24 protein-coding genes are annotated in these 26,716 nt (G+C 46.3%); 11 read left to right on the forward strand and 13 right to left on the reverse strand.

Translation table 11 applies throughout. From position 1 onward, the window contains the following. Nucleotides 1-9: 9 nt before the first annotated feature. From EDC45_RS08845 to EDC45_RS08855, 3 genes are all read right to left on the reverse strand, one after another. On the reverse strand, nt 10-756 hold the full coding sequence (locus tag EDC45_RS08845; protein ID WP_208107265.1) for an SDR family NAD(P)-dependent oxidoreductase: 747 nt from the start codon (nt 754-756) through the stop codon (nt 10-12). Nucleotides 757-775: 19 nt separating this feature from the next. After that, nucleotides 776-2,047 carry an MFS transporter gene (locus tag EDC45_RS08850; RefSeq protein WP_133545536.1) on the reverse strand — a complete coding sequence of 424 codons (1,272 nt, stop codon included), beginning with the start codon at nt 2,045-2,047 and terminating at the stop codon, nt 776-778. Between the two features lie 74 nt (nt 2,048-2,121). Continuing rightward, nucleotides 2,122-3,117 (reverse strand): enoyl-CoA hydratase/isomerase family protein, encoded by a 996-nt coding sequence (locus tag EDC45_RS08855; RefSeq protein WP_133545538.1) that lies wholly within the window; start codon nt 3,115-3,117, stop codon nt 2,122-2,124. A gap of 279 nt (nt 3,118-3,396) precedes the next feature. Between EDC45_RS08855 and EDC45_RS08860 the strand changes: the two genes are divergently transcribed. Further along, nucleotides 3,397-4,350: a LysR family transcriptional regulator gene (locus tag EDC45_RS08860; RefSeq protein WP_133545540.1), complete on the forward strand. Its 954-nt coding sequence runs from the start codon at nt 3,397-3,399 to the stop codon at nt 4,348-4,350. Between the two features lie 44 nt (nt 4,351-4,394). On the opposite strand, the gene EDC45_RS08865 is transcribed toward EDC45_RS08860, so the two are convergent. From EDC45_RS08865 to EDC45_RS08885, 5 genes are all read right to left on the reverse strand, one after another. Beyond that, nucleotides 4,395-5,561, reverse strand: a complete 1,167-nt coding sequence (locus EDC45_RS08865) for a thiolase family protein (protein ID WP_208107266.1) — start codon at nt 5,559-5,561, stop codon at nt 4,395-4,397. A gap of 96 nt (nt 5,562-5,657) precedes the next feature. After that, nucleotides 5,658-6,287, reverse strand: a complete 630-nt coding sequence (locus EDC45_RS08870; RefSeq protein ID WP_133545544.1) for a 3-oxoacid CoA-transferase subunit B — start codon at nt 6,285-6,287, stop codon at nt 5,658-5,660. 2 nt (nt 6,288-6,289) lie between these two features. Then, on the reverse strand, nt 6,290-6,952 hold the full coding sequence (locus EDC45_RS08875) for a CoA transferase subunit A (RefSeq protein WP_133545546.1): 663 nt from the start codon (nt 6,950-6,952) through the stop codon (nt 6,290-6,292). Nucleotides 6,953-6,998: 46 nt separating this feature from the next. Further along, complete coding sequence (locus EDC45_RS08880; RefSeq protein WP_166635127.1) at nt 6,999-7,919, reverse strand: SphA family protein; 921 nt, start codon at nt 7,917-7,919, stop codon at nt 6,999-7,001. 62 nt (nt 7,920-7,981) lie between these two features. Beyond that, entirely contained in the window at nt 7,982-8,806 is an 825-nt protein-coding gene (locus EDC45_RS08885) for a beta-keto acid cleavage family enzyme (RefSeq protein ID WP_133545550.1), read from the reverse strand. A gap of 232 nt (nt 8,807-9,038) precedes the next feature. Between EDC45_RS08885 and EDC45_RS08890 the strand changes: the two genes are divergently transcribed. Next, nucleotides 9,039-10,106, forward strand: a complete 1,068-nt coding sequence (locus EDC45_RS08890; RefSeq protein WP_133545552.1) for an AI-2E family transporter — start codon at nt 9,039-9,041, stop codon at nt 10,104-10,106. Nucleotides 10,107-10,113: 7 nt separating this feature from the next. Further along, nucleotides 10,114-10,464, forward strand: coding sequence for a hypothetical protein (locus EDC45_RS08895; RefSeq protein ID WP_133545554.1), 351 nt, complete (start codon nt 10,114-10,116; stop codon nt 10,462-10,464). Nucleotides 10,465-10,590: 126 nt separating this feature from the next. Here EDC45_RS08895 and EDC45_RS08900 read toward each other — a convergent pair whose 3' ends face one another. After that, nucleotides 10,591-11,475 carry a LysR family transcriptional regulator gene (locus EDC45_RS08900; protein WP_133545556.1) on the reverse strand — a complete coding sequence of 295 codons (885 nt, stop codon included), beginning with the start codon at nt 11,473-11,475 and terminating at the stop codon, nt 10,591-10,593. A 150-nt stretch (nt 11,476-11,625) separates the two neighbouring features. On the opposite strand from EDC45_RS08900, the gene EDC45_RS08905 reads away from it, so the two are divergent. Together EDC45_RS08905 and EDC45_RS08910 are read left to right on the forward strand one after the other, a co-directional pair. After that, a complete protein-coding gene (locus EDC45_RS08905; RefSeq protein WP_133545558.1) occupies nt 11,626-12,777 on the forward strand; it encodes an alpha/beta hydrolase in 1,152 nt (383 codons plus the stop codon). Between the two features lie 145 nt (nt 12,778-12,922). Beyond that, nucleotides 12,923-13,315 (forward strand): cyclophilin-like fold protein, encoded by a 393-nt coding sequence (locus EDC45_RS08910; protein WP_243728782.1) that lies wholly within the window; start codon nt 12,923-12,925, stop codon nt 13,313-13,315. A gap of 137 nt (nt 13,316-13,452) precedes the next feature. Here EDC45_RS08910 and EDC45_RS08915 read toward each other — a convergent pair whose 3' ends face one another. After that, the gene (locus EDC45_RS08915) at nt 13,453-14,634 is read right to left on the reverse strand and encodes an MFS transporter (protein WP_208107267.1); all 1,182 of its coding nucleotides are present in this window, start codon (nt 14,632-14,634) and stop codon (nt 13,453-13,455) included. Between the two features lie 382 nt (nt 14,635-15,016). Between EDC45_RS08915 and nagE the strand changes: the two genes are divergently transcribed. The 5 genes from nagE to EDC45_RS08940 all read left to right on the forward strand — a co-directional run bounded on the left by nagE (nt 15,017) and on the right by EDC45_RS08940 (nt 22,832). Beyond that, nucleotides 15,017-16,480, forward strand: coding sequence for an N-acetylglucosamine-specific PTS transporter subunit IIBC (nagE, locus tag EDC45_RS08920; RefSeq protein ID WP_133545562.1), 1,464 nt, complete (start codon nt 15,017-15,019; stop codon nt 16,478-16,480). Nucleotides 16,481-16,784: 304 nt separating this feature from the next. Further along, nucleotides 16,785-18,884: a polyphosphate kinase 1 gene (ppk1, locus tag EDC45_RS08925; RefSeq protein WP_133545564.1), complete on the forward strand. Its 2,100-nt coding sequence runs from the start codon at nt 16,785-16,787 to the stop codon at nt 18,882-18,884. Continuing rightward, nucleotides 18,881-20,401 (forward strand): exopolyphosphatase, encoded by a 1,521-nt coding sequence (gene ppx / locus EDC45_RS08930; protein ID WP_133545566.1) that lies wholly within the window; start codon nt 18,881-18,883, stop codon nt 20,399-20,401. The genes ppk1 and ppx overlap by 4 nt, the downstream gene beginning before the upstream one ends. A gap of 333 nt (nt 20,402-20,734) precedes the next feature. After that, nucleotides 20,735-21,343, forward strand: coding sequence for a fused MFS/spermidine synthase (locus tag EDC45_RS08935; protein WP_133545568.1), 609 nt, complete (start codon nt 20,735-20,737; stop codon nt 21,341-21,343). Beyond that, nucleotides 21,336-22,832: a spermine/spermidine synthase domain-containing protein gene (locus EDC45_RS08940; RefSeq protein ID WP_133545570.1), complete on the forward strand. Its 1,497-nt coding sequence runs from the start codon at nt 21,336-21,338 to the stop codon at nt 22,830-22,832. Before EDC45_RS08935 ends, EDC45_RS08940 begins: the two co-directional genes overlap by 8 nt. A 176-nt stretch (nt 22,833-23,008) precedes the next feature. Here EDC45_RS08940 and EDC45_RS08945 read toward each other — a convergent pair whose 3' ends face one another. Further along, nucleotides 23,009-24,061, reverse strand: coding sequence for a glycosyltransferase family 9 protein (locus EDC45_RS08945; RefSeq protein ID WP_133545572.1), 1,053 nt, complete (start codon nt 24,059-24,061; stop codon nt 23,009-23,011). Nucleotides 24,062-24,192: 131 nt separating this feature from the next. Between EDC45_RS08945 and EDC45_RS08950 the strand changes: the two genes are divergently transcribed. Further along, nucleotides 24,193-24,915: a 3-deoxy-D-manno-octulosonic acid kinase gene (locus EDC45_RS08950; protein WP_133545574.1), complete on the forward strand. Its 723-nt coding sequence runs from the start codon at nt 24,193-24,195 to the stop codon at nt 24,913-24,915. Nucleotide 24,916: 1 nt separating this feature from the next. On the opposite strand, the gene coaD is transcribed toward EDC45_RS08950, so the two are convergent. Both coaD and waaA read right to left on the reverse strand, forming a co-directional pair. Then, nucleotides 24,917-25,399 carry a pantetheine-phosphate adenylyltransferase gene (gene coaD / locus EDC45_RS08955; RefSeq protein ID WP_133545576.1) on the reverse strand — a complete coding sequence of 161 codons (483 nt, stop codon included), beginning with the start codon at nt 25,397-25,399 and terminating at the stop codon, nt 24,917-24,919. A gap of 8 nt (nt 25,400-25,407) precedes the next feature. Further along, nucleotides 25,408-26,682, reverse strand: a complete 1,275-nt coding sequence (gene waaA, locus EDC45_RS08960) for a lipid IV(A) 3-deoxy-D-manno-octulosonic acid transferase (protein WP_133545578.1) — start codon at nt 26,680-26,682, stop codon at nt 25,408-25,410. Nucleotides 26,683-26,716: the final 34 nt, after the last annotated feature.

Here is a 26,716-nt window from a genome sequence, read left to right on the forward strand (position 1 = left end):
AGCCAGCTCCTATAATGTAATGCCGTTGTCGACGACCAATACCTGGCCGGTAACGCCGCTTGATTCATCAGAAGCAAAAAACAGAATGGCCTGGGCTTGTTCTTCCGCCCGAGTTTCCGGCAAGCTCATATTCATGTGTTTGGCGCATTGTTTAGCAAAATCGTCAAAGGTCGCCAATTTATCCGGCGTATTTAATTCCGTCGGGGTCGGGCCGGGACAAACCGCATTACAGCGAATACCTTTACCCGCATACTGAATGGCGACGTTTTTCGTCATACCCAATAAGGCGCTCTTCGCCGCCGAATAGGAGATTCCGGCCGAACCGAACACGCCGCCGATGGAAGATACGTTGACAATAGAACCCTTGTTCATTTTTTCCAGGGCCGCTTTGGTGAGATAGAACACGGAAGTTTGATCCGTGAGGATAACCTCATCCCACCAGGCGGTAGAACATTTGGTAATAGGAAGATGTTTATCGGCGATCCCCGCATTATTTACCAAAATATCGATATTCCCGAAGGCTTCGATACTTTCCCGGATAACTCTACGGCATTCGCTTTCGGAAGTGATATCAGCGGCAATCACCTTAACCTCTCCCCCTTGGCGACGAATTTTTTCCGCCAATCGTTCCAAACGTTCCCGACGTCTTGCAACAATAACCAGTGTTGCACCCTCTGCGGCAAATAATTCCGCCGTTTTTTCACCGATACCGGAACTCGCCCCGGTAATAATTGCCACTTTATTTTGTAATCTCATAATATAAACTCCTGTTTTATTATTCGGACTGATTATTGCTATTAACCGGGGTCAAATCGGTGGCCCAGATTAAAATAAAGGAAATCACGCCGACCCCTACCAGTAAGAGATAAGCGCCGTCGTAGCCGCCCAGATAACTTAATCCGAAAGCCAAAATCGAAAAGGCGCAGCAGCGTACCACCGATTGAATCGGGTGAATGATCCCCAGAGCTCTGACATAAGCCTGGCGCGGAAACTTGGTTGCAACAAAAGCGGTGCTGTAATTAGTCGCTCCCGGCAATGCCAGTCCAATCATGCCCATGGACACCAGCAACACCGTTGAAGAAGAAGAAAGGTTTAAAAGAATGGCGAGCATCCACCACAGGTTATAAATCAACAACGCCGGTTTGATCCCGATTTTATGGTTGAGCCACCCCCAAGCATAAGCGCCTAGCGTGCCGAATAAAGCGGAAGCGCTCATATAGAAAATCGCCGTATTCAGATCCAGCCCCACATGAACCAAACGAGGAACAATCTGACTAACTACGCCTACCAGCATAATATAGATAGCGCCGGTGGAAAGCCCCATAAACCAGACATCTTTCATGGCCAGTAATTTTTTACGGGTCAGTCCGATATATTCGGGCTGCGGAGCGGATGCCGTTCCTGTGGTCGGCGGCAAGGGTTCGTTATCCGGCAACAGACCGACGTCTTCCGGTTTATTGGCGATAAATTTCCAGACAAATAAGGCGATCAGTAACATCAGCAGGGACATTCCCCAGAAGCCGTGATGAACGCCCCAGAGAGAGAAGGTAACACTCAGAACCGGAACGAAGAAGGCACTGGAAGTGGTTTGACCGAAGGTAATAAATCCCAGCGCCATACTTTGTTTACGCACAAACCAGTCGGCAACCAAAGCAGTACCGGCGATATAGGCAAAGCCCGTGCCGAAAAAGGAAACACCGGCAAACAAAAGGGTAAAAATCAAGACGGAATCCGCATACCCGATCAGGCCAAAACAAAGTGCGCATAAAATCAGGCATAAATTAATAACGAATTTATTGCCTTTTTTCTCACACAACCAGGCGCAGAAAGGTGCCGCCGGTATGGCCGCCCAGGAAGCCGGGGTTACAAAGAACAACAGCTCGTTATAATCCAGCTGATAAAACTCCGAAATCGCAGGCAAAATCACATTGAGACCATGGGTACAAACGCCGGCGGCAACCCAGAACATCACGGCCTGATTAATAATGACAAACCATCCCTGTTTGCCGAAATTCAATCCTTTTTCAGTTTTTTCTACATTGCCCATAATCAGCCTCTGCAAGTAAGTTGTACAATAAAGCTCTGCTGTTACGGCAGAGCTTTATAGGGTTTAAGCAAGTTTTATTTGATTTCGTCTTCTTCCTGGCCTCCATTGATGCGAGGACGAATAACCTTACCTTTCTTCTCGGCGGCACGTACTAATGCGGCCTCTTCTTTCGCGCGCTCCCAGTAATCGGCTTCGTGCGGCGAATGTTCGGTTGCGGTAACGAACATTTCGGTAGCAAAGGCGGTACGCAGTTCCTTGGCAATATCTTCTTTCCAAGGCTGACGTAAAATCTGAGTGGTAATACGGCGGGTAACTCGAGTACCGGTACGCATAATCAGTTCGGCGATTTCCCAAGCACGCTTATAAGCGGCTTCGGTATCTTCACAGATTTCGTTTACCATACCTAACTGCAATGCTTTACGTGCGGTAATAATTTCACCGGTTAATTCCGCATAAGCAAAACGTTTACGTCCCATTAATTCGCGCCATGCGATTTGAACACCATCGCCCGGCACCATATTGGTTCTGAAGTGCATTTCGGTTGTCCAAGCGTCTTCGGTAGCTAACGTAATATCGCTGAACAAGACTAAATCGGAATGGAAGGTTGCGCCGGCCCACACACCGATGGTAGGAACTTCAAGATCAAAAATCTGACCTTCAATATCATTGGTACCATCATAATACTGGTAGTTATACATACGCCAAGCAACGTCCGGGTCCGAAGCAAATTCGGTGGCCGGCTGCCATTCGCCTTCTTTATTAACGCGACCGATACCTTTAAAAGTATCAGGTCCTATACCACCCAAAATAATGACTTCGTTATCCGGATCACGTCCCGCCCAATCGAAGAATAAATGTAACCCTTGGTGCAATTGAGCTCCCCATTGAATCGGACCGCCGTTGGTATGCATACGGGCTTCAAGAATGCCGTTTTTACGTTTCATAATGAAACAGTCTTTTAGTTTTTCGGAATATTCCTCAAAAGGCATATGAGGAATTGTGCCAAGTTCTTCATGAGACATTTCTTTACGTTTATCGTGATCGGATTCGTAATTTGCTTTAATAGTCATAGGAAACTCCTTAATTAACAATGAGATACTTACACCAAAAGCGCGATTCTGTCTGCTCCGGTTGCCATTCATACTACAAGGCGCATCATGGCCGGTGAAATTCTTTTTATACTTTTCGTTATGTGAAATATGTATAACCGCCCGCTTAAAAATATAAAGAGAGAAACGGAAATTTACGGCATAAAAAGAAAGATAAAGGTTGGATTTATCAACTCGCTTTTTCAGTGAAAAATGTTTAGACTGGTTGAACCTAACAGCTGTGATAAGGATTGGGAGTTTATGAGAATACGCCTGTTACGCGAGTTTATTACACTGGCAGAAATGCTGAATTTTACTAAAGCGGCAAATAAGCTTTATATGACTCAACCGATCCTAAGCCGTCATATCAAAGAACTGGAAGATAAATTCGGTACGGAATTATTTGATCGCAGTACCCACCACGTAACCCTGACCTCTGCGGGAGAACTGCTTCTGCAGGAGGCGAAAAAAATCGTGCAACAATATGATGATTCCGTATTTCGGATCAACACCTTTACCGGACAGAATAAAAATAAACTCTCCATTGTCTATCTGGGTGATGCCTTTTCCCATTTATTGGCCGATGTTTTAGGCGCCTTTAAACAAGTCTATCCGCATGTTAGTGTTTCCCATCGCGATACGGATCTGCTGGAAGCTTTTAACCTGTTAAAATCCAAGGAATATGATCTCGGCTTTGTCCTGCGTCCCGCTTTTATCGACAATTTGTCCGAAGAAATGCTCAAGGAAAAATCCAATTTTTGCACCCTTCCCTTCGCCAACGATCCCCTATGCGTGGCCTTTAATAAATCCCATCCGCTGGCGGGCTGCGAACATATTAGGCTACAGGATATCAGCCAATATCCGATAATCGTCGAAGATTTAAAGGAAACCCCTTGGGCTAAAATGTATAGTACGGATTTTCTGCAAATGCAAAATCTCCCCTTTAGCATATATAAGGTATATCCGAATATTAAAACCTGCGCTTTCGAACTGGAACTGAATAATAATGTGGTGTTATTGCTGCCGAAACATAGACGTTTTATATTGGGCGCAAACAGTCGGTTAATGGTGCTGGAAGATGAACAAAAATACTCTTATGTGATGGAACTTATTTGGCACCCGCAAAACGGCAACCCTTATCTCCCCCGTTTTATTAAAAAATTTACCGAAATCATCAAAAACGGTGAATTGCCTTATTTACCCGATGAATTCTAATAGGTATCCTCCGCCGAGGAGGATACCTATAACAGTATGCTAATTTAAATACGTTCCAGCAGGGCGGAGAAACCTTGTCCGCCGCCGGCACAGAAGGTAATCAAACCGCTGGAGAGATCGCGGCGCTCAAGCTCATACACCAGTTTTGCCGCCAGAATACCGCCAGTCCCTGCCAATGGATGGCCCAAGGCTAGGGCGCCGCCGTTCACATTCAGTTTTTGCGTATCCATATTCAGCTCGCGAATACAGGCCAATGACTGTGCGGCAAAGGCTTCGTTCATTTCAATCAAATCAATATCCGACAGATTCATACCGAGTTTTTTCAGCAGTTTCCGAGTCGCATATACCGGCCCGATTCCCATAATTGAGGGATCAACCCCGACAGAAGCGAAACCGCTGAATTTCGCCCAGATTTTTAATCCCAGCGCTTGCGCTTTCTTGCGTTCCATCACCACCACCGCGCCGGAACCGTCGCTCATCGGCGAACTATTACCGGCGGTAACTATACCGTCCCGTTCGAATGCCGGCGGCAGTTTTGCCAAAGACTGTAAATTACAGTCCGGACGTAAAGGCTCATCAAGGGTAATCAGGGTTTCGTTCCCTTTACGATCCTTAACGCTGACCGGAACAATCTGCTGATCAAAATACCCATTTTGCCAGGCCTTCGCCGCTTTTTGATGGCTTTCTAAGGCAAACTGATCGCATTCTTCACGGGTTAAATGATACTTACGCGCTAAATTTTCCGCCGTAATTCCCATCGGCATATCCATTTCTTTCGGTGCAGAAATAGGTACCACCCAGGAAGGCGGACGCGGCTGGTAGGCCGCCGTCGGTTTTTCCATAATATAGCAGCGGTTAGAATCGCTCTCTACCCCGCCGGCAACGATAACATCACCGTATCCGGCCTGAATTAGGGCGGCGGCATAGGCAATGGCGTTAATCCCCGAGGCGCATTGCCGATTTATGGTAATACCGGGGACAGAAATGGGTAAACCGGCAGCCAGCCCGATGACCCGGGCGATGTTCACGCAATCCGTATTTAATAGATTACCGAAAATAATTTCATCAATTTCATTTGGATCAATTCCCGCCCGTTTTACCGCCTCTTTCACCGTTAAGGTACCGAGCTGCCAGGCCGGTACCGAAGCCAAACAGCCCCTCGCCTTACCGACCGGTGTTCTTACCGCGGAAACAATTACCGCTTCACGCATAATAAATACTCCTCTATTGATTTATCCTTCGCCGCTGCGAAGGATTTTTAGCGTCTTTCGCCTAAAAAAACTTGCGTTTTTTTGACCGCACTTTGATCAACTTTCAAAAATCAGCGGTGCATCGGTACGCGCAATAACCTCTTCTTGAGTAACGCCCGGAAACATTTCTTTCACCACAATGCCTGCAGGCGTAATCTCAAATACGCCGAGTTCCGTAACTATGGTATCCACCACTTTATAACCGGTAAGCGGCCAAGTGCAGGTTTTCAAAATTTTCGCCGCTCCGTTTTTAGCATTATGCTCCATAGCAACAATCACCCGTTTAGCGCCGGATACCAAGTCCATGGCGCCGCCCATTCCCATAATGCGTCCGCCCGGAATACTCCAATTGGCGATACTGCCTTCGGAATCCACTTGTAAAGCACCCAGTACCACGGCTGTTAACTTACCGCTACGTACCAGTGCAAATGCGCCGGCGCTGTCGGAAACCGATGCGCCCGGCAATAAAGTAACAATCTGGCCGCCCGCATTCACATAATCGGGTTCCTCCTCGCCGGGCTGCGGTGAACCGCCATACCCCAAAAGACCGTTTTCCGCATGCAGTTGTACGCCGTCAACAATATAATTACGGACAAGACCGGGAATACCGATACCTAAATTAACTACATCGCCGGCCTGAAAAAAACTGGCAATTTTTTCTGCGATAAGCGCTTTTGCATCGGACATAATCATTGCTCCTCATTACTTAAAATCATATCGACGAAAACACCCGGTGTAATCACCGCTTCAGGATCCAGCTCACCCACTTCAACGATTTCATCTGCTTGGACAATAACTAAATCCGCCGCCATCGCCATAGCCGGGTTAAAATTACGTGCGGCGCCCTTATACACAAGATTTCCCGCTTTATCCGCCTTGGCGGCACGAATCAGTGCGATTTCGGCACGAAACGGCGGCTCGAAAATATAGGCTTGCCCCTCCACTTCGATAATCCGACGTCCCTCCTGAGCCACGGTGCCTAGGCCGGTTTTAGTCAGCACGCCGCCCAAACCCGCACCGCCGGCGCGAATTTTTTCCACCAGCGTGCCTTGAGGATAGAGATTGACAGTCAGAATGCCGCGGTTAATAAGCTCGGTAACATAAGGATTCATGCCGATATGGGAATGATGGGCTTTAGTCACTAAATGCGCATCATAGAGTTTACCGAGCGCTACGCCGGGATCCCCGGCGTCGTTGGCGATAACCTCTAAATTTTTGCACCCTTTTTCAACAATAATGTCCACCAATCTGTCGGCACAACCCCGGCAGGCAAAAATCCCTGCCATCAGCTTCATGCCATCATGAAATTTTTCTGCAATTTCCGCTTTTGAATAAATTTTATTTTTCACCATAGGGCTGTTTCCTCCGTTATATACTGAGCTAATTTCCATTATCCGGTTAGAGCGGGATGGCAACACCTAAGTGCAAGAAACGCATTTTCGGATCGTTTTCCGAATGTACGGAAGCCAGGAAACGGGCGCTCAGAGAAAAAGAACCGAAATCATAACCGACCATCGGCCCGAACATCACATGCTCGATACGATTGCCCCTCGAATGCAGCCCTTCAACCCTAACGCCGGCTTTTTTATCGTCGCTAAACTGTTTGGTCCAGTTACCGATAAGGCCGAGCGTCCATTTATCGATTTTTTTAGTGGCGGTCAGATCCAGATAATAGGTATTGCCCGAACGATAGTCGGTTTTCTTGTTTTTGCCGTTGAAATCAAAGGTATTATTAATCGTAAAAGCCCAGTCGTTGCGGAAATAGGTCAGGGCAAGGTTCGGCTGCAAGGTGTAATAGCGATTAGCCAGATTTTCCGGCGTATTGCTACACCCTTCGTCATTACAGAGGGTGGCGTGCTTACCGTTTTTAAACACAAAAGCGGTTCCCGCCCCCAAATGGAAGCCTTCGCCTAAATTCCAAGACAATAACAGCGGGATAATACTGGTACTCATCAACCCATGGTTGGAATATTTCGCCGTACCGCCCGGGGTGGAAATTTCGGTATGAGCTATTTTATAGGGCTGAGCTATTCCTACGGCATAATTAGCACCTAGGACTTTATAGGGGGTCGACCATAATAAAGTGGCAACCATACTGACGTTGCTCGGTTTAATTCTGACATACGGGGAATTTAGGGTTCCCCATTCATAATTTACATCATAGCCGAAATAAACCCCTTCCGGCGGCAATGCACCGGCATGATTACCCGTCGGCGCTCCGGGTTGCAAAGGCGACACCCCTTCCGCCGCCTGAGCGGATTGAATGCCGGAAAAAAGTATTGCGGTTAAAGGTAAGGTACGACTGAGTTTTTTTAACATATGAAGGTTCCTCATATTGATATTCTCTGAGCCGAACGGCAAAAGAAGAAAATTTCTTCCTATCAGCGCATCTTTAATCCCAGAATTTGTCTGGCTTCATTTGGGGTTGCTACCGCTTTATCCGCTTCATGAATAATACGGACCGCACGTTCCACTAACATTTGATTGGTTGCATGCACGCCTTTTTTGTAATAAACATTATCTTCCAGACCTACTCGGATATTTCCGCCCATGGCCAATGAAGTCAACATCACCGGCAAATGCGCCCGGCCGATACCGAAAGCGCCCCAAGTGGAACCCTCCGGCAGCAGACTTTTTAGGTAAACCAGATCTTCCACGGTAGCCATGGCGCCGCCGAGTACTCCTAGCACCAGCTGAAAATGCAAGGGTGCTTTCAAAAAGCCTTTTTCCAGATAATATTTACAGCAATGAATCATACCGCTGTCAAAAATCTCCAATTCCGGTTTAATTCCCAGCTCCAGCATCACCGAACCTAATTTGGATAAAAACTGCGGCGAGTTAACAAAAACGCCGCCCGGCATCCAGTTAAAAGAACCGGCGTCAAAGGAGGCGATTTCCGGTTGCACATAAGCAAGATGTTCCATACGCTGTTCATCTGTAGCCCGATGATCACCGGCTGTAGTTACATTAATCACCACATCGCATTTATCTTTAATCCGATCAATGGTCTCTTTAAATTTATGCTTATCCATGGTGCCTAAACCCTGATCGTCGCGCATATGCAAATGCACCACGGAAGCACCGGCTTTCCAGCACTTATAAGCGTCTTCCGCAATTTCCTGCGGGGTGATAGGAATATAAGGCGCGATCTCTTTAGGGGTTACCGCACCTGTTAGTGCCGCGGTCAGAATAACTTTATTATTCATAATCTTTACCTCATCTTATTGGGCGGGGATATCATGCTTAAAGGATAGTCGGAGTCGACGCCCCGTTACTGTGGAAAAATGTAGCACTCGCTCACTGCAGGATTGAAATTCTTTTTTATTTTTTAGTTATACGTTTTTCGTATAAATAACTCAGCGCGCCGATTTTACCTTTCGCCATAGTCGGCGTTTTAGCTTATAATTCAAACTATTCGGAAGAATTGAGGAAAATTGCATGATTGAAATGCTGAAAAACTGGTACGCCCGTCGCTTCAGCGACCCGCAAGCAATGGGATTGGCGGCCATATTATTATTCTGCTTTATCGTTATTTATTTTTTCAGCTGGCTGCTCGCCCCTTTGCTGATTGCCATTGTGCTGGCCTATCTGTTGGAAATGCCGGTAAAATTTCTAACACAGCGAATAGGTCTGCCGCGCCTGTTATCCATTATGCTGGTACTGGGTACCTTTGTCGGTATTACCCTATTTATCGTGTTTGTACTGGTACCTAATCTGGTAACCCAAACCATTAATCTGTTCGGTGATTTACCGAATATGTTCAACGGTTTGCACGACTGGATGCTTTCCCTGCCGGAAGACTATCCCGAACTGGTGGATTATCAGATGATCGGCAGCATTTTTAACACCGGCCGGGAAAAAATTCTGGCCTTCGGCGAGTCCGCAGTGAAATATTCTCTGGCCTCTTTAATGAATCTGGTAACCATAGGGATCTATGCCTTTTTAGTTCCCCTGATGATTTTCTTCCTAATTAAAGACAAACAGGAATTAATGAGCGGTTTTAGCCGTTTTCTGCCGCGCAATCGCACCCTGGCCTCGAAAGTATGGAAAGAAATGGAATTGCAAATCGCCAATTATATTCGCGGTAAATTACTGGAAATTCTTATTGTCGGCGTAATCACCTATGTCATCTTTCTGTTCTTCGGGCTGCGCTATCCGCTGTTATTATCCGTCGCCGTCGGTTTCTCGGTACTGGTACCCTATATAGGTGCGGTATTGGTTACCATTCCCGTCGCACTGGTGGCGGTTTTTCAATTCGGCATCAGCCCGACTTTTTGGTATTTGATGCTGGCCTTTGTTATCAGCCAGTTGCTAGACGGTAACCTGCTGGTTCCTTTCCTATTCTCCGAAGCGGTTAATCTGCACCCGCTGATTATTATTGTCGCCGTACTGATTTTCGGCGGTTTATGGGGATTCTGGGGCGTATTTTTTGCAATTCCTCTGGCCACGCTGGTGAAAGCCGTAGTCAATGCCTGGCCGTCAAACGAAGAAATCAGCGTTAAATAAGGAGTTTATGATTGTGAATCCATCTATTGAAAAAGAATTGAAACGCTTTATGCAGGATCAGAACCGCACTTATATGTATATTATTTACGCCCTGTTCGCATTGGCCGTTATCTTTAAACCCCTGGCTATTTTCGGAGCGGTATTCGCTTTTGTGAAACGGGACGAACTGCCGCCGAACTATCAGGCGCATTGCAGTTATTTAATCAAAACTTTTATCGTTGCCTTTATCGCAATTTTTGCCGCCGTTATTTCGCTGATTTTCTGGTTGGTATTCGCTTGGTACATTTACCGAGTGGTAAACGGTTTCAATAAACTGCATAACGGACGGGAAATCGACGGTACAAGCTGGCTGCAATAAAAAACCGCGGCTAAAAAAGGCGGATAGGTGCCTTCGGGTACCCTCCGCCGCCAAAGTGCGGTAAAAAAAACAATAGTTTTTTCCGAATTGCAACTAGCGTTCATCGCCTTATCGAAATAAGCGCCGCTACATTCTTAAGGCATCAATCACCGCTCTTAATGCCGGAGATACGTTACGATGCGGATAATACAGATAAAAGCTCGGAAACACATGGCTCTGTTCGCTGAAAATCCGGATCAACTCGCCGGAGGCCAGTTCTGCGACCACCTGATCTTCCGGTAAATAAGCGATACCCAACCCTTTTTTCGCCGCAATCAGTGCCGGCGTATCCTCATTAAAAATCCATCGCCCCTGCGGTTTAATTTTAATCGTTTCATTATTATGGTGAAATTCCCACAGGAATAAGCCGCCCGAATCCAGCCGGTAACCGATACATTGATGCTGTTCCAGATCCCGCACTTTTTTCGGAAAACCGTAACGATGAAAATAATCCGGACTGGCAACCGCCGCCATACGGGTTTCGGCGCTAATGGGTACCGCAATCATACCTTCGGCCACCGCATTACCGAAACGAACGCCGGCGTCAAACCCTTCCGCCACAATATCGACAAAACGATTTTCGCTGATTAATTCCAACTGAATATCCGGATAATTTTCACTGAAATCCGCCAATTTCGGCAGCAATAGGGTATTAACCACCTGCGACCCGGTATTTATACGCACTAATCCTGCCGGCGAAGTGCGAAAATGTGCCAGTTTTTTCAACTCATTATCGATTTTTTGAAATCCCTGTTCCACCGCACCGAACAGCTTTTGCCCGGCCTGAGTTAGCGACAGGCTGCGTGTGGTACGGGTAAATAGCTGAACGCCGAGGCGCGTTTCCAGTTGCTTGATGATATGGCTTAAAGCCGACTGAGAAATACCCAGTTTACCCGCCGCTCGGGTAAAGCTGGCTTCCTGAGCCACAACTAAAAAGGCGTGAAGATTATTATAGTTTTCCTGCTGACGCATACCCCCTCCATTTATTAATTTCACACATAAGTATATGAGATTTTTTGCGTATTATCAGTAAAACTCAGGTTTTTTATAATATCAATCTCTTAATACTTTAAGAGACAGTCAAATTTCAAACGGATAATTTTCTTTTTAGGAACAGTAAATATGAAACTTCGCCATAAATTTTCTTCTCTAACCTCAGCATTATTAGTTGCCTCAGTCTTTTCAGGAGTAACCTCAATGACCCATGCCGCCTTACCTCAATCCGCCACCGCTATTGATATTCCCGCTCAGCACCTCCGCCTAAGCGAACAATGGGATAAAATATTTCCGCAAAGCGCCAAAGTAGAACATCGCAAAGTCATCTTCCAAAACCGCTACGGCATAACCCTCGCCGCAGACTTATACCTGCCTAAAGGAGCCAGCGGAAAATTAGCCGCCATTGCGGTTAGCGGGCCTTTCGGTGCGGTAAAAGAACAGTCTTCCGGTTTATATGCACAAACTCTGGCGGAGCGGGGCTTTGTTACCCTGGCTTTTGATCCCTCTTTCAGCGGCGAAAGTTCCGGTTTACCGCGAAATCAGGCTTCACCGGATATTAATACGGAAGACTTCAGCGCCGCGATAGATTATCTGAGTACCAGAGATTTCGTCGATGCCGAGCGTATCGGTATTTTAGGCATCTGCGGCTGGGGCGGTATGGCGTTAAATGCTGCCGCTATGGATACCCGTATTAAGGCGGTCGCTACCAGCGTCATGTACGATATGTCCAGAGCCATGGGACATGGTGTCGGCGAAGGCAAAGATCGCTATTCCGTTGCGGATCGTAAAGCCGTATTGAAATTTTTAAATGCACAGCGCACGCAAGACTTTAAAAACGGCACTTACGCACAAGCAAACCATGATTTATATGTTGACGAAAACGGACAAGTAACCCGTGCCGGGCGAACCCTACCGGAAGTGCTGCCGCAGAATCCGCACCCGATATTAAAAGAATTTTTCGATTTTTATCGCACGGAACGCGGCTTCCACCCGCGCGCCATCAATTCAACCTCAGCCTGGAACGCCACCATGCCGCTGTCCTTTATGAATATGCCGTTATTAAGTTATGCTGCAGAGGTGGATATTCCGGTATTAGTGGTTACCGGTGAAAAAGCACATTCGCGTTATTTCGCCGAAGATGCCTTTAAGGCCATGGGCAGCCGGCATAAGGAACTGGTTATCGTACCTGGAGCTAATCATGTGGACTTATATGACAATGAGGCCGGAAAGATTCCTTACGATAAATTCAGTGATTTTTTCACGCAAAATTTAAAATAGCCCGTTATTTAATCCCGAGTCCCTCGGGATTAAACTTCCAATATGGAAAACCTCGGTATAGAAAATAACAGAAGAGAAAACACAGGCTCAAGTTATGCGCAAAACCATCTTGTTTACAGCGATAAGCTTATTGTTCGGAGGTATTATGATAAGCCGGTCAGCAACAGCAGAACCTTTACGTATCGAAATTCAGATAGAAAATCAGCCCCAAAAAGTGTTAGCGGTTTTAGCCCCTAACCCGACGGCACAAGATTTTTATCGCCATCTTCCCCTAAACTTAACGCTTGATGATTACGTAGGCGCGGAAAAAATCGCCTCATTACCCCGGCGCCTGTCAACCCAAGGCAGTCCCTCCGCCTATGCGGGCAAAAAGGGAGATTTAACCTACTATGCCCCTTGGGGCAATCTGGCGATTTTTTACCGCGATAGCAACGTCGGCAATGCCAGAGGGCTAATATACTTGGGTAAAATTCAACAGGGGCTGGAACTACTAAATAAGCTTGAAGGTGCGAACATTAGCATTCGTCCCGCCGAATAAATATTATCGCCCGCGCTCGCCGAAGCTAACGCGGGCGGATTATACAGGCAGCCCCTAATCGATGATTTTATCTGCAATATTTTCTGATATTTTGTAGTTCACTTCTCCCTTCCCTAACCTTTCCGCTCCGGCTATCTTTATTCAGCACTTTGATGGCGGAAAAAACCACAACACAATAGCAGCAAAAGCAAACCTACGCTCAACAAGGATACCGCGCCCCAGGGAGAATAAAGCGTCCCGAACCGCGTAATAACCATACCGCAAACCAAGGTTCCGAACATAGTGCCTAAATTAGCAGAAGCTAAAAATAATCCATTGGCAAAATCCGGCGCCTTCGGGGCGGCTTTGATCAACGTATATTGCATATTATTCGCCACAGTTCCGGCCATTGTCCCCAACATGAATAACAGCGCAAGGGAAATACCGAAACTATCGCCGTAGTAATAAAGCATTATGTAAGCGAGTGCCAATGCCGGCGGAACGCTAAGCAGAGAGATTAAAGGATAGGCGGCCAGTAATCTGCCGGCCACAATATTCCCCAGAATATTCGAGCCGCCGTAAACCAACAGCAGCAGACTGATCCTATCAAAGGAAATTTCCGTAACACTATGTAGGAAATCGGACATATAGCTAAAAAACCCGAAAATCCCGCCGTTAATCAGCACCGTACTCAGCAAAGCATACCAAAGTAAGGGTGTTTTTAGCACGCTCAGCTGCCTGCCATAGGATAATTTTTCCTTTACCGGCATGGAGGGAAGTATAAAAAGGGTAGCCAGTAAAACCAAGCCGTTAATCAGGGTAAAAAACCACATGGCAGCGGAAAAAGAAATATGACCGGCGATAAATGTGGTAAGGGGTACGCCAAGTACCATTCCGGCGGATACCCCGATAAAAACGCGGGATACGGCTTTAGGCGCGTCCTCCGGCGCCACGGCGCCGGCGGCAAGGGTAAAAGCCATGGAAACATATACCGGATGCAAAAACGCCGGTACCATCCGGGCGATAATCAGCAGGGTGAAATCATCGCTGAGCGCACTAATAATATTACTCAGGACAAAGAGGCCTAAAGCAAATACCATCATATATTTTCGGTTTATGGCAGAACACAGCAAGGGCATCAGCGGGGCGGATAACGCAACGATTAAGGCGAAAGCACTGACCGTCCAACCGGCCTGAGGCACGGATACATTAAAGCTTTCGGCAATCATGGGAATAATGCCGACAACCCCCATTTCCGTGTTAATAATACCGAACACGCCCAAGCTCATAATGATAATAAGCAAACGAGGATTAACAGGCGACAAATTATTTTTCATCATAACAACTCCGAATAAATAACAATAGGCGTCTATTATATTTTTGAATAAATCCCGGGATAATAGGCAAAAAATAACTATTATTTATTTATAAAATTCATTAATAGCATAAAAGTGCGGTCATTTTTTGCTAAGTTTTTCTGTTATGCTCCACAGCTATAAAATAGCCACCCCCACTAGCCCGCTAGCCCACTAAGGGAGAAGGAAACCTGTCTTTAATGATATTTGCTCACCATTTTGTTGCTTAAAATTTAAAAACTTGATCGGTTTCACATTATATTTTTAAAAAAAATTTAAAATATTTCTCTATATTATTTACACTAGGATCATCATGTCCCCGGATTATTCAAAGGGGATTCATTTCCCGCTATCTAAAGGAGCCAATATGGGAATTTTAAATTATCTGCAACGTATCGGACGCTCGCTGATGCTACCTGTGGCCGCATTACCTGCCGCTGCTATTTTTATGGGGATAGGTTATTGGATCGATCCGAACGGTTGGGGCGGCGATAATATTTTAGCGGCTTTCCTAATTAAATCCGGCGGTGCGATTATCGATAATATGGCGATTATTTTTGCCGTCGGTGTCGCTTTCGGTATGTCGAAAGATCAGCACGGTGCCGCCGCACTTTCGGGGTTGGTCGGCTATCTGGTGATTACTACCTTACTGGCCCCCAGCAGCGTTGCCCAGATTCAGGGGATCCCTGCGGATCAAGTGCCTTTGGCTTTCAATAAGATCGAAAACCAGTTTATCGGGATTCTGGTCGGGGTGTTAGCCGGCGAAATTTATAATAAATTCCATCAGGTGGAATTACCCAAAGCCTTGGCTTTCTTCAGCGGTAAGCGTTTAGTGCCGATTATCACTTCATTGGTGATGATTTTGGTATCTATTATTCTGATGTATCTCTGGCCCGTACTGTTCGGCGGCTTGGTCAGTTTCGGTGAATCCATCGCCAAGCTTGGGGCGACCGGTGCCGGTATTTACGCTTTCTTTAACCGTTTGTTAATTCCAGTCGGTCTGCATCATGCGCTGAATTCCGTTTTCTGGTTTGATGTGGCAGGTATCAACGATATCCCGAATTTCCTGGGTGGTGCCAAATCCCTGGCGGACGGTAAAGCGATAGCGGGAGTTACGGGTATGTATCAGGCCGGCTTCTTCCCGGTAATGATGTTCGGTCTGCCAGCGGCGGCATTGGCAATGTATCACAGCGCCAATGCGGCGAAAAAAGCGCAGGTTGCTGCCTTAATGGCGGCAGCCTCACTGGCTTCGTTCTTTACCGGAATTACCGAACCTTTAGAATTTGCCTTTATGTTCGTGGCCCCGGTACTTTATATTATTCATGCCTTATTAACCGGGCTTTCCGTCTTTATTGCCGCGAGTATGCACTGGATCTCCGGCTTCGGTTTCAGCGCCGGATTTGTGGATATGATGCTGTCTTCACGCAACCCGTTGGCCACCCAATGGTATATGCTGATTGTTCAGGGCTTAGTGTTCGCTCTTATTTACTACATGGTTTTCCGTATCGCCATTAAAACCTTTAATCTTAAAACGCCGGGACGGGAAGAGGATAAAGAAACCCGTACCGCTACAGGGGAGCATAACCAATTATCCAGAGATAGCCAGGCGCAGAATTTTATCGCCGCACTGGGCGGAAAGGATAATATAGACAGCATTGACGCCTGTATTACGCGTTTGCGTTTAACCCTGGTTGACCGTAGCCGGATCAATGAAAAGGCGCTTAATGAACTGGGTTCGAAAGGTAATATCAAACTCGGGGATAAGGGGTTACAGGTTATCCTCGGACCGGAAGCCGAATTAATCGCCGATGCGATGAAAAAACAATCTTAATCCGCCGATATTTTCCGACGAACAAAACCGCTAAGCCGAAGCAAACTTTTGCTTCGGCTTATCTATTACGGCTAAATACCATATTTATGCCGCCACCTGCGCCTGTTTAAGCCTAACAAGAAAATATGACAATCCGATGACAAGGGGCGAAAAACATTTTTTATCCCTCTTTTTTTCCTTAAGCATTGCTAAGCTCCCCCTATAGCATATAGAATGACACAGTTATTTCTTTCTTCATTTTTAATTTATGACGCCACCTTTTGCGCCGATCTCGGAGGATTAATAAATTGAAAAGGAGAAAATCATGTCCGATACCGCTAAAAGCCCGACCAGGCACTACATTCCGAAGGAATTAAGCTGGCTGTCCTTTAATGAAAGAGTATTACAGGAAGCTGCGGATGAAACCAATCCCCTAATCGAAAGGGTGCGCTTTTTGGGCATCTTTGCTTCCAATCTTGACGAATTCTATCAAGTGCGTTTCGCAAATTTAAAACATAATTTACTGATTATGCGCGAACGGGACGCCAAAGAAGCGAAATTGCTGCATAAGCAACTGAAACAGATTCAGAATAAAACCGAAGGTTTAAACCGGCGCTTCGAAACTATCTATGCCCGCCTTTTATTACGCTTGGCCAAACATCGTATTTTTCTGATTAACGAAACTCAGCTTTCTCCTTTTCACCAACAATGGTTGAAAGAATATTTTAAACAGCAGATTAAAATTCATATATTCCCGATTATTCTGAATGAAAATATGGATTTATCTAAAGCCCTAAGCGCTCATAATTCCAATTTAATTATTCAGCTGGGAAAAAATAAGAAAATTCAAAATCTGGCGATTCTGCCCATTCCGTCTGACGTACTGCCCCGCTTTATTGTACTGCCGAAAGAAAAATATAAGCGCCATCAACGTATTATATTACTGGATAATGTTTTACGCTTTTGCCTGAGCGATATCTTCGCCGAATCGATTTTCGCCTATGACAGCATTACCGCCTATTCGATCAAACTAACCCGAGATGCCGAATACGATTTGGTTACCGAACTGGAATACAGTTTGCTGGAATCCATGTCTTACAGTCTGAAGCAACGGGTCGCCGCCCAACCCGTACGTCTGCTGTATGAAAAAGCAATGCCGGCCAATCTGCTCAAGCTGTTAAAAAAACGGCTGAATATCAGTGAACTGGATGCGGTGGAAGGCGGAGCCCGTTATCTTAGCTTTAAACATTTACTCCAGTTTCCGCTGTTAGATCATAAGGAGTTAATCAATCCGCCTTTAGCGCCCCTTATTCCTTCCGCTCTACAGGAAGAACGGATGATTCTGAATGCCATCGCTAAAAAAGATATTCTGCTCTATTACCCTTACCACAGTTTTAATCTAATCTGCGAATTGCTTCGCCAGTCTTCTTTTGATCCTAATGTTACGGCAATAAAAATTAATCTATACCGTGTAGCTAAAAATTCCCGTATTATCGAGGCGCTCTGCAACGCCGCTAACAACGGCAAAGCCGTAACCGTAGTTATCGAATTACAGGCGCGCTTTGATGAAGAAGCCAATATCCAATGGGCGAAAGTGCTGACCGAGAACAATGTTAAGGTTATTTTTTCTTCACCGGGATTTAAGATCCATTCCAAACTCTTTTTAATCACCCGGCGGGAAAATAATCGCTTAAGGGATTATGCGCATATAGGTACAGGTAATTTCCACGAGCATACGGCGAAGATCTATACGGATTTCTCTCTACTAAGCCAAAACCCGCAGATTACGGAAGAAGTCAAAGCCTTATTTCGTTTTATCGAACAACCTTTTAATACCTGTGATTTCTCGCATTTGTTGGTTTCGCCCGTAAATATCCGCCGGCGTTTTAGCGAGCTGACGGAACGGGAAATAAAAAACGCCCGAGCCGGTAAAAAGAGCGGTATAATCCTGAAAATTAATAATCTGGCGGATCAAGAAATCATCGAACTCCTCTACCGCGCATCTCAGGCCGGTGTGGAAATAAAAATGATTGTCCGCGGTATGTGCTCGCTTGTTCCCGGTATCGAAGGACTCAGCGATAATATTCATGTGATCAGCATAGTAGATCGTTTTCTGGAACATCCGCGCGTTTATTATTTTGAAAATAACGGAGATCCCGAGGTATTTATCTCTTCCGCCGATTTAATGACCCGTAATCTGGATCGCCGTATCGAAGTGGGCGTTCCTCTACTGAGCAAAGAAGCCAGACAAACGGTAATAGATATTCTTAATATTCAGTTGGCGGATAACGTGAAGGCGCGCATTATTGACGCACAGCAACAAAATCGCTATGTCGAAAACGATTTACCCGCCTGTCGTTCGCAAATTGCCCTGTATGAGTATCTGGCGGCTAAAGCCGGCCTTAAAAAGAGTGAAACAGAATGAAACAAAATCTCCCTGCGAGTAGCGAAGTAAAAGAGTTCGCCGCTATAGATCTCGGTTCCAACAGCTTTCATATGATCGTTATCCGTATCGTCAACGGCTCCGTTCGTATTCTGTCCCGTTTAAAACAGCGAGTACAACTGGCCCAGGGACTGGATCGGAATAACCGCTTAAGTGCGGAAGCCATAAAACGGGGAACCGATTGTCTGGCTCTGTTTGCCGAGCGCCTACAGGGATTTTCGCCGGATAATGTTCAGGCCGTTGCAACCTATACCTTGCGTCAGGCGGTCAACAGCGAGGAATTTTTAACGGCCGCTGCACAAATATTCCCTTTTCCCATTCGAATTATTTCCGGCGTAGAGGAAGCTAAACTGATTTATTCCGGCGTCGCCCATACCCAGCCCGACTGCGGGCGCAAATTGGTGATTGATATCGGTGGCGGTTCGACCGAAATGATTATTGGCGACGAATTTACCCCCCTAGCGGCGGAAAGCCGCCCGATGGGCTGCGTCAGCTTTAGCAAAAGATTCTTTGCCGAGGGAAAAATCAGCGAAAAAGCCTTTATGCAGGCTTATAAAACCGCTTTATCCACAATTGAGGATCTCTCTTGGGAATATCGAAACCTCGGCTGGCAAACGGTTATCGGCGCCTCCGGCACCATAAAAACCGTCAGCCAGATTATTCAGGAAAACATTGATAAAAGCGGCCTTATTAGTGCGGAAAATCTACAGCTATTAATCAAGCGCGTACTCAAATTCGATCATATTGATAAATTAAAGATGCCCGGTCTTAGCGAAGAACGGGCACCCATATTTGTCCCCGGTTTGGCAATCTTACATGCCCTATTCGAAAATTTCCGTATCAAACAGATGTATTACTCCGAAGGGGCATTACGCGAAGGGGTAATTTACAGTTTTGAAGAAAGCTTCAACCAATCCGATGTACATCAACGTACTATCAACAGCCTGCTTAAACAATTCTCGGTGGATCGCAAACAGGCGGATCGCGTGGCACAATCCGCCGCCTTATTGGGCGCCAAATACCAACATTGGAAAAACCCGGAGCAGGCGGAAGAGATGCGCCTTATGCTGCACGCCGGCGCCATGCTGCACGAAATAGGTATCGCCGTAAACCATAATGGAATGCATAAACACTCCGCCTATTTGATAAAAAACAGCGACTTACCCGGCTTTGATCAGGCACAGCAAAATCTGTTGACCCATTTGCTGCGTTACCATACCAAAGCGCTGAAATTAAATGAATTGACGGAAGAAAACCGTTATGCCGCACAGGATACCAAGGCGCTGATTATTTTACTGCGCCTGGCCGTTATCCTGAATCATAGCCGCAGCGCTACAGAAAGTACGGAAAAGTTCACCTTGGATACCGATGAAAACGCCGCTCAGTGGGAGCTGGAATTCGAACAGGGTTATTTGGAACGTAACCCCCTTACCGCGCAAGAATTGGCTAAAGAAAAAGAGATTCTAGCTAAAAACCACATTCGCTTAGTTTTTAAATAATTCCTCACTTCTCCGCTCGGCTCCAGCGCTTCTGTTTAGACGAAAACCGGCACTGCGAAAAAAGCTTGTTAAAACAGACCGCACTTGAGCCGAATAAAATTTCCCTTCCGCTCTTAAACAACATTATCCGCACAGTTAAAGGGGATAAAGGCCGTGCTTTCCGCTTGTGCAACTTTTATCGTTATTCGGTTTGGTAAATTCCGCTTTTCCATGTACAATCTTTCGGGTTCCGCACATTTAACCTTGATTTAACATTTGTAGGTTGAGCAAGATGCTCATGTGTTCGAACTTCTTATCCATTCACTATCTAATAAACTTAAAGGAATAAGTTTTATGAAGTACTATAACCTTATTATCAGGTTTGTCTTTTTCATGTCCGGTTTTTCCGCACTTATCTATCAGGTAACATGGCAACGACTATTATTCACCGCTTTTGGCGTAGATTTAGAATCCATCACCATTATTATTTCGGTATTTATGGCGGGACTCGGATTAGGCGCATACTGGGGCGGGCGCATCGCCGATAAATTCCCCGACAAAATTATTCCGTTTTTCGCCTTAACCGAAATCGGCATAGGTCTATTCGGCTTCGCCAGCCCCGCATTAATCAATATACTGCAACAATTATTTGCCGAATCCGGCCTTGCAGTCATGGTCTTATCCATCTTTACCCTATTGTTATTCCCTACCTTTTTAATGGGCAGCACATTACCCTTATTAACTTCCCATATGAATCAATATATTGATAACATCGGGCATAATATCGGCTGGTTATATTTCACCAATACCTTGGGCGCGGCCATTTCCTGCTTTATGTTAGGGTTTGTGTTATTCAATTATTTATCCATTACCGAAGTCATAATTCTGGCCGCTATCATTAACTGCCTCGTGGCATTCACCGTGTTATTTTGTTATCGCAGAAAAGGAATTCAAAATGTCTAACAAAGCCATGCTATTATCCTTTTTGGGAGGGTTTCTCAGCTTAAGCATTGAGGTAATCTGGATCCGTTTATTCAGCTTTTTTACAGGGTCGCTGCCTCAGGCGTTTTCTTTTACGCTTGCCGTATTTCTTATCGGCATAGCCATAGGTTCATTTATTGGTAAGCGCATTTGTCGGGAAGGGCGGGCTTCCATCGACAATATCGGGCATATCTTCGCCCTTTCCGGGTTGCTGGATCTGGTTGCCATAGGGCTTCTGCTCAGTTTTGTTCAATCCCGCCTTCTAATCTTTGTCCTCAGTATTTTTTTCTGCGCCCTGGTACGAGGCATCGTCTTCCCTATTGTGCATCACCTCGGTTCGGAAGCCCATAAAACGGGGGCCGCCATCTCAAATGTTTATTTTGCCAATGTTATGGGCTGTACCCTATCACCGATATTTATCGGTTTTTACCTGTTTGACGTATTAACCACACAACAGACCTATTTAGCGGTTATTGCCGCCACCTTTATTATCGCCGCCTTCTGTCTGCGCCATCAATTAGTCAAACTAAGCGTCATCATAGGTGCGGCGGTTTCCGTACTCTGTTTAATGATCCCGGATAAATTAATTACAGCCCTATCGCAAAAACCGGATCTGGTCTTAGACAGTATTATTGAAAATAAACATGGTTTTATTCAGGTTTATAAAGACGAGCAGGATAACAAATTAGTTTTCGGCAGTAATGTTTATGACGGCATGTTAAATGTGGATTTAGCCCTCAATTCCAATATGATCGACCGTGCCTATTTATTGCCGGTTATTGCGCCGGAGGCCAAAAATGTTTTAGTGGTAGGCTTAAGTACGGGATCTTGGGTAGACGTATTGGCGACAATGCCGGGATTGGAAAAAATTACGGTGATTGAGCTGAACCCCGCTTATACCCAGTTTGCCTCCAGATACAGCGAAATGGCGCGTATTCTTCAAGATAAACGGGTACATATTATTACCGACGACGGGCGGCGTTGGATCAAACGGAATGCGGATCAGAAATTTGATTTTATCCTGATGAATACTACCTTCCACTGGCGCAGTTATTCCACTAATTTATTGAGCAAGGAATTTTTGACCATGGCGAAAAGTCGGTTAGCGGAGAACGGATTCCTGTATTTCAACACGACCAGTTCTTTTGATGCCTATTATACGGCGAAACAGGTTTTCCCTTATGTGTATCAGTATAAAAATATGGCATTAGCCTCTTTACGACCGATTGAATCCCCTACGGACCAGAATATCGCCGCCGCCTTCCAAGGACTGCGATGGAGCGAAGGTAATCCGGTGTTTGCTTCCGCAGAGGCGTTACGCCAAGGTATGGCCCGTATGCGGGAATATTCCATTCTGCCCTATGAAAAAATTGATTTTTCTCCTTTATCTCGGCAGCCTGAAATAATCACGGATCAAAATATGATCACCGAATATAAGTACGGCCGTTTTAATGAGTTGGGTACCAAATAGCAGCCCCTCGGCTTAAACCTATTCGGGATTCAATAAAAAAGGGTTGAGCCCGCTAACGGGCTCAATTCTTGGTATATTCATTATCTCGGATTATTCCGCCAATAAGGGCGACTCGCTATGGCAAAAGCATAAGTCCCATTAGACGAAAGAGCTTTATTCCTTACGCGACTGCCGCCTTAAGATGCTTCCCGTTGCATAACTTCACTTATCCGTTGCATAACCTCCGCGGCCTGAATCTGCGCCATCAGATTTTTCCCCTTTAATTTCGTCGCCCAGGGCAATTGGGCGGAAGTCTTGCCAAATTCGCGCATAACATTACTCTCATACACGGAAATAACATCGTCCAGATTATTGTAAGGCCCGGTGCGCAAGGGATTATGATAAGCATATAATCCGATAACCGGGGTTCCCTGTACGGTGGCAATATGAGCCGGGCCGGAGTCGGGCGCAATCACCAGATCCGCCATATCAATCAATGCCGCCAGCTGCTTAAGGCTGGTTTTACCGGCGAGAGAAAGCGGTCGAAAGCGGCATAATCGCTCAATTTCCGCGACCATTTTCAACTCCCGTGCTGCAGGAGAAGCACATAGAATCACCTTCATACCTTGCTCGTAAGCAAAATCCGCCACCTCCGCATAGCGTTCCGGCAGCCAATCTTTTTCCGCCTTACTCGAACAAGGGGAAATAATCAGCGTCTTTCGCTCCGAATCAATATAATGCCGTACCCCTTGATAATCTTCCTGCTTTAGCCCCAGGCGCCACTGAGGTTTGCCCGTCGGCACCCCGAGGTAAGCGGCAAAAGCCAGAAAACCGTCCAATACATGGGGTGCCGCCGGATCTTCTATACGTCGGTTAACGAACCATTGTTGCCCTTCCCGTGCCCGCCGCTTACCGAAACCGATTTTATAATCGGCCCGAATGCCCATGGAAAGTAACGAGGCCCTTAGCGCCGTCTGCATATTCAACAAAGCATCGAAACGATAGTCTCTTAATTTCCGCCATAGGGCCAACATACCTTTCCAACCGAGCTTTTTATCGTACGGAATAAACTCCACTCCGGGCACGGAAGATAACAACTGCAATTCCGTTTTACCAACCACCCAGACAATCCGGGTTTCCGGCCAATGTTGCTGAATTTGCTGTACCGCCGCCAGTGCATGACAAACATCACCGATTGCGGATAAACGAAGAATACATAAGGCGCTCGGCGCCCGGCTGAAAAGCGACATAAATTTCCCGTTAAAATCAGATTTTTAAGAGATACTCAGGTTTATTTAAAATAAGAGTTATTTTAGAATAGTCTATCTGCAATGGAACAGTAGTCTAAGCGGCGAAAGCCTGCCCCTAATAATAGATAAAAATGCTTGAATTACAACAACGAAATACATTTTTCTTATTTAACTTCGATCAGCCCAAAAAGGATCAGGAGCGATTTCTCGATCCGGAATACTGGCACGCCTGCGAACGGATTTCAGGCTCGGCACAGGGGCGCGGAACCACTTGGTTTATTCGCTCCCGAGATATTTTCGGTTGCGATTGCGCACTAAGACATTATTATCGCGGCGGCTTCTGGGCAAAGTTCAACAAAGATCTTTATCTGTTCAGCGGCAGTGAAGGTTCGCGCAGCTTTCTGGAATTTCGTCTGCTGGATCAACTCTATCGTGCGGGCGTACCGGTACCCCGTCCTATTGCCGCCGCCTTGACCAAAAACGGATTCGGCTGCTATCGGGCGGATATTTTAGTGGAAAAAATAGAAAATGCCCGGGATCTCACCGCACTTTTACGCCGGGGTGAAATCTCCGCAGCGGGTTGGCGCAAGATCGGCGCATTAATCCGGCAACTGCATGATCTGCAAATCTGTCATACGGATTTAAATGCGCATAATATTCTTGTCCGTCAAAACGAAAAAGAGGAGAATTTCTGGCTAATCGATTTTGATAAATGCGCCCGCAAAAAGGGGCAGCAATGGAAAAAAGACAACCTACAGCGCTTGCGGCGCTCCTTCCTTAAGGAAGTCGGCAGGCTGGCAATACGTTTTCAAGAAAGCCACTGGCAACTGCTGGAAGAAGGCTATAGGGGCTAATCTATTCGCCCGCACATTTTGCCTTCAGCGCAGCCGATACCGCCTGAGGCACAAACTGCGCCACATCGCCGCCATGTAAATAAATCTCACGAACAATGGTGGAAGAAACATAAGACCATTGTTCCGTACTCGGCAGAAACAGGCTTTCTACGCCCTGCGTCAACAAACGGTTCAAATGCGCCAACTGCAGTTCATATTCAAAATCCATTGTGGTTCGCATACCGCGGATAATCGCTGTAATCCCTTCCTGCTTAACCACATTCGCCAGCAAATCGGAAAAGCCGATTACCTTTACGTTGGGCAAATGCGCAACGGATTGCCGTACCAGCAGTACCCGTTGAGCCAAATCGAACAGCGGCTTTTTACTCTGGTTTTCCGCAACGGCGACCAGCACCTCGGAAAATAGCCGGGCACTGCGTTCGATAATGTCCAAATGCCCGTTGGTAATAGGATCAAAGGTGCCGGGATAAATTACTCGCGCCATATTATTTTCTATTCTCGTTCCAGATAAGGTTGTAATAATTGCATTAATCGCTGTAGGGCCCCTCGGTTTTCAATCAAAACCTCATAGCCGGCCTGTCCGTAGCGTTCGCGCAAGCGCGGAGAAAGTAAAAACTTATCGACCGCGCGTACCAGCGCCCGTTCATTTGAATTCACTTCCAGTACGCCCTGCACTTCTCGTAATTTGGTAAAGACTTCCGGGAAATTAAAGGTATGCTTACCGCTAATAACCGGAAGTTTAAAGGCTAAAGGCTCAAGGGGGTTATGCCCGCCGTGCTTAATCAAACTGCCTCCGACAAAGGCTACTTCGGCAATACCGTACATCAACATTAATTCGCCCATCGTATCGCCGAGCATAACCCGGGTATCCGCCGTAGGTGCGATATTTTCACTACGGCGCCCGTATTTAAAACCGTAATCTTCAATCATCTGAGCAACGGCGTTAAAGCGCTCCGGATGGCGAGGAACTAACAGCAGCAATAAATCCGGATGTTTTTTCAGTAACTCCTGATGGGCTTGCAAAATAATAGCCTCTTCCCCTTCGTGGGTGCTGGCTGCGATCCAAATTCGCTTATCGCCCCATTGTTGACGTAGCCGTTGAATTTCCCGAGAAAGTGCCTCGCTGATAACCAAATCATATTTAATATTACCGGTCAGGCTCAATTGCCCCCGGTAGCCCAGACCAAGATAACGCTTTGCGCTAATCTCGTCCTGTGCCGCAATCAGGCTGATTTCATTAAACATTTTATTCAGTTTATCTTTCACCCAACCGTAACGCTTGGCGGAACGGGCGGATAAACGCGCATTGGCAATAATAAAAGGGATATGGCGCCGATGCAGTTGGCGAATAAGATTCGGCCAGATTTCCGTTTCTATGACGATACAGGCTTTCGGCCGGATAAAGTTAATAAAGCGGTTTAATGCGTCGGGTAAATCATAGGGCAGGTAAACATGAGTAACCTCCGTGCCGAAAGCCGCTTTAACCCGATCGGAGCCTGTGGGCGTTACCGTACTCAGGGTAATGGGCAAATGCGGGTAAGTTTGCCGGATCAGACGAACCAAAGGGGTGGCGGCAATTACCTCCCCCACGGAAGCGGCATGAATTAACACCCCTCCTGCCGGCGGTGCGGGGATACCCCAATAGAAGCCGTATCGTTCATACAGGCGTTTGCGGTAAGCGGCCAGCTTAATACTGCGCAGCAGCATAAACAACAATACTAGCGGCTGCACTAAATAGATAATCAGAGAGTAAAGAAAACGCAACATAGCATAAAAAATAAAATGAGGATACGTCCAATAG

Origin of the sequence: Mesocricetibacter intestinalis (assembly GCF_004363295.1) — a bacterium.
In the GTDB taxonomy this organism is placed as follows: Bacteria; Pseudomonadota; Gammaproteobacteria; order Enterobacterales; family Pasteurellaceae; genus Mesocricetibacter; species Mesocricetibacter intestinalis.

Bases quoted from the DNA above. Each gene is read 5' to 3' on its own strand.
- EDC45_RS08895 (WP_133545554.1), top strand. From the start codon at position 10,114: ATGATTGTGAATCCATCTATTGAAAAAGAATTGAAACGCTTTATGCAG.
- waaA (WP_133545578.1), bottom strand. From the start codon at position 26,682: ATGTTGCGTTTTCTTTACTCTCTGATTATCTATTTAGTGCAGCCGCTA.
- EDC45_RS08890 (WP_133545552.1), top strand. From the start codon at position 9,039: ATGATTGAAATGCTGAAAAACTGGTACGCCCGTCGCTTCAGCGACCCG.
- EDC45_RS08935 (WP_133545568.1), top strand. From the start codon at position 20,735: ATGAAGTACTATAACCTTATTATCAGGTTTGTCTTTTTCATGTCCGGT.
- EDC45_RS08845 (WP_208107265.1), bottom strand. From the start codon at position 756: ATGAGATTACAAAATAAAGTGGCAATTATTACCGGGGCGAGTTCCGGT.
- EDC45_RS08875 (WP_133545546.1), bottom strand. From the start codon at position 6,952: ATGGTGAAAAATAAAATTTATTCAAAAGCGGAAATTGCAGAAAAATTT.
- EDC45_RS08915 (WP_208107267.1), bottom strand. From the start codon at position 14,634: ATGATGAAAAATAATTTGTCGCCTGTTAATCCTCGTTTGCTTATTATC.
- EDC45_RS08865 (WP_208107266.1), bottom strand. From the start codon at position 5,561: ATGCGTGAAGCGGTAATTGTTTCCGCGGTAAGAACACCGGTCGGTAAG.
- EDC45_RS08950 (WP_133545574.1), top strand. From the start codon at position 24,193: ATGCTTGAATTACAACAACGAAATACATTTTTCTTATTTAACTTCGAT.
- EDC45_RS08885 (WP_133545550.1), bottom strand. From the start codon at position 8,806: ATGAATAATAAAGTTATTCTGACCGCGGCACTAACAGGTGCGGTAACC.
- EDC45_RS08900 (WP_133545556.1), bottom strand. From the start codon at position 11,475: ATGCGTCAGCAGGAAAACTATAATAATCTTCACGCCTTTTTAGTTGTG.
- ppk1 (WP_133545564.1), top strand. From the start codon at position 16,785: ATGTCCGATACCGCTAAAAGCCCGACCAGGCACTACATTCCGAAGGAA.
- ppx (WP_133545566.1), top strand. From the start codon at position 18,881: ATGAAACAAAATCTCCCTGCGAGTAGCGAAGTAAAAGAGTTCGCCGCT.
- EDC45_RS08910 (WP_243728782.1), top strand. From the start codon at position 12,923: ATGATAAGCCGGTCAGCAACAGCAGAACCTTTACGTATCGAAATTCAG.
- nagE (WP_133545562.1), top strand. From the start codon at position 15,017: ATGGGAATTTTAAATTATCTGCAACGTATCGGACGCTCGCTGATGCTA.
- EDC45_RS08945 (WP_133545572.1), bottom strand. From the start codon at position 24,061: ATGTCGCTTTTCAGCCGGGCGCCGAGCGCCTTATGTATTCTTCGTTTA.
- EDC45_RS08850 (WP_133545536.1), bottom strand. From the start codon at position 2,047: ATGGGCAATGTAGAAAAAACTGAAAAAGGATTGAATTTCGGCAAACAG.
- EDC45_RS08860 (WP_133545540.1), top strand. From the start codon at position 3,397: ATGAGAATACGCCTGTTACGCGAGTTTATTACACTGGCAGAAATGCTG.
- EDC45_RS08855 (WP_133545538.1), bottom strand. From the start codon at position 3,117: ATGACTATTAAAGCAAATTACGAATCCGATCACGATAAACGTAAAGAA.
- EDC45_RS08940 (WP_133545570.1), top strand. From the start codon at position 21,336: ATGTCTAACAAAGCCATGCTATTATCCTTTTTGGGAGGGTTTCTCAGC.
- EDC45_RS08880 (WP_166635127.1), bottom strand. From the start codon at position 7,919: ATGTTAAAAAAACTCAGTCGTACCTTACCTTTAACCGCAATACTTTTT.
- EDC45_RS08870 (WP_133545544.1), bottom strand. From the start codon at position 6,287: ATGTCCGATGCAAAAGCGCTTATCGCAGAAAAAATTGCCAGTTTTTTT.
- coaD (WP_133545576.1), bottom strand. From the start codon at position 25,399: ATGGCGCGAGTAATTTATCCCGGCACCTTTGATCCTATTACCAACGGG.
- EDC45_RS08905 (WP_133545558.1), top strand. From the start codon at position 11,626: ATGAAACTTCGCCATAAATTTTCTTCTCTAACCTCAGCATTATTAGTT.